This is a genomic window from Paraglaciecola sp., from assembly GCF_039964565.1.
In the GTDB taxonomy this organism is placed as follows: Bacteria; Pseudomonadota; Gammaproteobacteria; order Enterobacterales; family Alteromonadaceae; genus Paraglaciecola.
In genome coordinates, this window is record NZ_JBDVXF010000010.1 from 1 (window position 1) to 3,054 (window position 3,054).

2 protein-coding genes and 2 pseudogenes are annotated in these 3,054 nt (G+C 40.3%); all 4 read left to right on the forward strand.

Translation table 11 applies throughout. The features are described from left to right. Positions 1-651, forward strand: a pseudogene (locus ABJK37_RS05555) (hypothetical protein); the annotation flags it as partial. A gap of 283 nt (positions 652-934) precedes the next feature. Further along, positions 935-1,228, forward strand: a pseudogene (locus ABJK37_RS05560) (transposase); the annotation flags it as partial. Positions 1,229-1,707: 479 nt separating this feature from the next. Further along, positions 1,708-1,899, forward strand: a complete 192-nt coding sequence (locus ABJK37_RS05565) for a hypothetical protein (RefSeq protein ID WP_348350960.1) — start codon at positions 1,708-1,710, stop codon at positions 1,897-1,899. A 139-nt stretch (positions 1,900-2,038) separates the two neighbouring features. Next, a complete protein-coding gene (locus ABJK37_RS05570; RefSeq protein WP_348350962.1) occupies positions 2,039-2,845 on the forward strand; it encodes a hypothetical protein in 807 nt (268 codons plus the stop codon). The last annotated feature ends 209 nt before the right edge of the window (positions 2,846-3,054 follow it).

The following is a 3,054-nucleotide window of genomic DNA, read 5'->3' on the forward strand; positions in this document are numbered from 1 at the left end:
GACATAAGCTGGCTGATGCGCAACCTCAATGAGCACATTGCCCGCGAAGCCAATAAAGAGGATGGTTGCACAGGCCGGTTTTATTCGTTGCCATCCATGGCACTCACCCTTCGGGCCAGCTAAAGCTGTTCAAATTTATTCCCTATAAATTTGTGGGAAGGGCGATTCAAATCACAAGCATTGTTAGATGAAACCGCAGTGATAGCTTGTATGGCCTACGTAGACCTAAACCCTATTAGAGCCAAAATGGAAACCACGCCAGAAACCTCAAAACATACCAGCATTCAAAGTCGTATTCACTCGCTTATCAAAGGTGAACAACCTAAAAAACTGATGCGTTTTGTCGGTAATCACAGGCAAGACATGCCAAAAGGTATCGCTTACAGCCTAATTGACTACTGTGAATTAGTAGATACAACCGGAAGATGTATTCGAGAGGATAAAGCAGGCTATATAGAATCACACCATAACCCTATTCTAGAAAGACTTGGCCTCAACTCAGAGCAATGGTTAACCCTGACGACTGAATTCGAACAACACTTCAATACAGCGGTGGGTAGCGAACACATGCTACAACAATTTAAACACCACACCGACCATCAGCGAATACGAGGTATGGCAAAAGCGAGAGTGCTATTACAACAAGCTTGAGTCACAACTAAAATTCGCATCACCCACTTCCAGATTATGGAAGCGTAATTCTGCTGCCTGAAATTAGAACTACATCACAGGTTTAAGCACATATAACCTATTAACCCACAGTTTGCCCCAAAGCTTTTGGATTAAACACCCAAAAGAACACATATTTACACCACTTGATGCTTGTTGATTTTGAAACAATTGGGTACTTTATTGCTTTGGGTGTCTAGGTTGGGTACTTGTTGATTTTGAAACAATTGGGTACTTTATTGTTTTGGGTGTCTAGGTTGGGTATAAACCCGACACCGTTATTCGTTATCTTGGACATTATACCCGCAAAGGCATGTTGCATGAGTCGCGATTACACACCATAGACCAACAAAACGTGACCTTCTCTTATAAGGATTATGCCGATAACAATCGGTCAAAACAGATGGTACTCAGTGGTGAGGAATTCCTACGCCGCTACCTAAGTCACATTCTGCCTAAGGGCTTAATGCGGGTGAGACACTTTGGTTTTTTAGCCAATCGCTGTAGACGCAAAAAGCTCGCTACAATCCGGCGACAATTACCTGAAGTAATAACGAGTGAGCAAAACACTGTTAGGGACAAATCACCGAGCTGTTGGCATTGCCCAGTTTGTAAGGTGGGTGTAATGATGCTGGCTTCTATTGCCTTGCATGATACGAATACGCAGAGGCGGCTAAGCGGGTAATATTATTGAATAAAAACACATAAACGGGAAAGTGACACCAATAAAATGACAGTTAAATCGCTGTCAGGCCCACCCTTGGTCTATCGATGGGTAATCGACTATAAACGAGGAAATAATGCAGACAAACAGACATATTATAACTTCATACAGCCCAAAATAATGAGGAGGCTATCTCCTCAATATGAAATGAGAGCCACATCGCCTATTCCCTTAAAATACAAATTCCATTAGCATAAAAAGTACCAATAAATTCAAGGACACAGTTTCGGCTTTGTCCAACAAGGTGATTATTCGTCACATACTACGTGCCGTATAATCACTAAGTAGTTATGTTCACAAGATGTGCCCTTGATATGCCAAAATTCCAAATACCTAAATCACCTGGTGAGTTTCATGTAGTTGAGGCGAAAGCTGGAAACCCATTAATCACCAACAATAAATCTGGAAAAGGTAAAGTTCTGATTCCATGCAGAGATTTGGAACATGCTGATGAAATCATGGAGAAACTAAAGGGTTACAAAAAAGGTGGGGAGTTATGGGTTTAAGGCTTTTGTTAGTCTGCAAGTTTTGTAAACATAACAAAACAATTAACAACATTCGCTTCGCTCATTCGGAAAAAGCCTCGCTGTCGCTCTGCTTTTCCCGTTATTGTAAGCGTTAGGTCGCAAAAAGGATTTTAATTAAATGATTGAACACATACGCAAGATTAGCAATCCACTTACGATAATCGCAATATTTGCAGGCTTGGCGGAAATTAGTGGAACTGTCGTGTTGCCATTGTTAGAGCCAGAAAGTCAAAGAATATACATTTGGTTCCTTATGCTTTTTCCATGTCTTTTAATTTTACTTTTTTTCCTGACCTTAAATTTTAATTACAAGGTTCTTTATGCTCCATCTGACTTCAAAGATGAGGATAATTTTCTAGAACTGTTTGGAAAAGCAACACCTGAAGATCGCATCGAAAAGCTTAAGGACGAGATAAACGATGACTATACTCCATCTCGCGAAAACGAGAACCCGCTTGAAGAAACAAACAGCACTAATGGTGTTAAATATAAAGAACTTTTTAGGCGAAACACTGCTGCAACATACTATCTAGCTGAAGGACTTGTGCTAAACAAATTATCCCCCGAGTTTACAGATTTTAGGAGTGAGTTAGTTCTCAACTCCAAAAAGCATAATTTTATGTTTGATGCCGTGGGAGAAAAGAATGGTGAAATCTATGCCATTGAAGTTAAATACTTTAAATCAGAGCTAAACAGGTCGTCTATTAGTCATTCTTTGAAAAGAATTGCTCGTGTATTCAAGGAACTCCCGACAGATTTAACTAAAAATTTAAAAGTAATCTTGGCAGTCGCAACTGAATCTGAAGACTTTGCAAACTGGCGTGACACCATAATCGAATTAGCCGATAAACATGAGTTTCACATTGATATACGCATGTTCAGTTTACCCGAACTAGAGAAGGAGCTGGATACCGATGCAACCTAACACATATGAGCCTCCGGTCGGTCAATAGGTATTAGTCATCTTTTGATCACTTTTTCAAGATCAATCCGAATCTCTGAGCTAAGCCGTATACTTCATCTGTCATATTGGCTGTTAAGTCATCGCTTACAGCAAACACATATAGAGGCTCTCTTATGTGATCTCATCACAGCCTGTTGTTTCATCATCCGTGATGATAACAGGGGCACTAG